The following is a 2,136-nucleotide window of genomic DNA, read 5'->3' on the forward strand; positions in this document are numbered from 1 at the left end:
GGCCCACGCGGCGCGGGAGACGCGCGAAGCCGGCCCGATCGGCGAACCCCGGGAGGCCCGCGAGGTGCGCGAACCCCGGGAAACCCAGCAGGTCCGGGAAGTCCGCGAGCCCAAGGAAGCGCGTGAGCCGGTCCGCGAGACCCGTGTGTCCAAGGAACCGCGCAAGCCGAAGGAAGCCCGCAAGGCCAACCGGCGGTTCGGGGTCCTCACCGTGCCCGACGAGGGCCTGCCTCAGCCCCTCCTGGACGAACTGGCCGCCATCGTGGAGGGTTTCCGTGCGCACCAGGCATCCGGCACGCCGGACCTGACGGTGATCGCCGAGTTGACCAAGCGCAAGGCGGCCGCCCTCGAACAGTGGGCGGAGGAGCCCTACCCGGTGGGCACCCGGATCGTGCGGACCGAGGCCGACCGGGCCACGAAGGCGTACGAAACGACGCTGCGCCAGATCGCCCAGCAGCAGGGCATCCCGTACGAGAGCACGCTCGCCGACGGCGGGTCCGACGGCCATTGGCCGGTCAGCGGCCTCGGGCAGCCTGTGCGTGGGGCACTGAACCACATCGCGTCGACCACTCCGGGCAACGCGTCGGTGTCCCGGTTGCTCGCGCTCGTGTGCCTGCTGCGGGGTGTCGGCACGGGCAAGGCCAACCTGACCGGTCCGGACCTGCGCATCGTGTGCGGCACGGAAGGCGAGCTGGCGGTCGGCGAGTTGACCACGTCCGGCTGGCTGGAGGCCGACGTCGAGGAGTTGCTCGCGACCGAGGAGGACCCGGTCGGATGCGGCGTCCCGGGCGCGGAAGGCTTCTCGCTGGGCAAGCTGCCGCGCACCCGGGCATCGGGCTGGATCGCGCGCGTGATCTCGTACAAGAAGCTGCGCAGGCAGCCCGCGCAGGTGCGGTTGGCGGCCGCGTGCATCGCCGCGCACTCCGACGCGACGGGCGCGTCCCGCTGCGACCTGCCCTTCCTCGCCGCGCTCACCGCGACCCGACCCGAGGATCTGGACGCGATCGTCACCGCGCTGGTCGATGCGGGCTGGATCGACAAAGCCGTCGTCGAGACCGGCGTGTTGCACGCGCAAATGGCCCCGGAGCAACTGATCTTCGTGGAAGCGCTGCGCACGAACACCCCGGTACAGACCCTCCAGATCGCGGCCCGAGCCGCCGCGGCGGAAGCGGCGGCCGCCGCGGAAGCCGCTGCCGAGGCCGGTTCCTGACGGACGCGGCGAATCGGTCGATCTAGGGCGGAGCCGGGGCGCTTCGACGGGCAGGGCTCACTGCTCCGCTTTCGGCCCCGGTTCCGGCCGCGGCAGCGGTTCCGGTTCCGGTTCCGGCCGCGGGTCGGAATCTGTACTCGCCACGAAACTCGGCGCAGGATTCGGCGCAGATTGCAGCATGGATACCGGCGTGGATACCGGCGCGGATGCTGGCCGCGACTCCGGCCGCCGACAAGGGAGTGCCGGCGCGGGCGCGGCTGAGTCCGGTCTCGTTCCTGCTCGACATCGCCGCGGGGACGCAACGTCACCAAACCACCCCATACGACGACGTCGGCCTTCAGGACCACAACCGGGTCTTGAAGGCCGACGTCACGCGAGCCCCCGGATCAACGAACAGCGTCCCAGGAGGCAGGAGTCAGGGGCTTCGTGCGGTCGCGGTTACCAGGTGATGACGATGCAGCCGCCGTGACCGGATGAGCCGCTGTCGCCGCCGGTTCGGTCGCCGCCGTCACCGCCCTTGCCGCCGTTGCCCTGGCCCAGGCAGATGTGCGGGGCCTGGGCGTTGGTCTCGTAACCGCCTAGACCCACACGACCCCCGCCGGGGGGCTTGCCGCCGCCGAAGCCGTCGTGGTTTTCGATGACGGATCCCTCCTCCCGGAGGCATTTACTGCCCTCGTAGTGCGAGCCGCCGGCACCGGGGCCGGCGCCGGTGGCGTCCTTGCCGCCTCCGCCGCCCTTGGCCAGGGCGACGTCGAACTTGAACTCGCCGGCGGTGGTGATTTTGGTGTCGTCGCCGGAGTACCCGTACTTGCCCCCGGCACCGCCCGCAGCGCCCTTGCCGATGTGGACGGAATACTTTCCTCCGGACAGGGTGAACGCGTCGCAGGAGACCTTCGTACCTCCCGCCCCGGCGCCGCCTCCGGCAC

At 71.4% G+C, this 2,136-nt stretch carries 1 protein-coding gene and 1 pseudogene; one reads left to right on the forward strand and one right to left on the reverse strand.

Annotated features, from left to right (window positions below; genetic code table 11):
• Nucleotides 1-1,210 (forward strand): hypothetical protein (locus GT354_RS05945; RefSeq protein WP_161355123.1); only part of this gene is annotated, 1,210 nt, incomplete at its 5' end.
• A gap of 438 nt (nt 1,211-1,648) precedes the next feature.
• On the opposite strand, the pseudogene GT354_RS05950 reads toward GT354_RS05945, so the two are convergent.
• A pseudogene (locus tag GT354_RS05950) lies at nt 1,649-2,136 on the reverse strand (hypothetical protein); the annotation flags it as partial.

Origin of the sequence: Streptomyces sp. SID3343 (assembly GCF_009865215.1) — a bacterium.
In the GTDB taxonomy this organism is placed as follows: domain Bacteria; phylum Actinomycetota; class Actinomycetes; order Streptomycetales; family Streptomycetaceae; genus Embleya.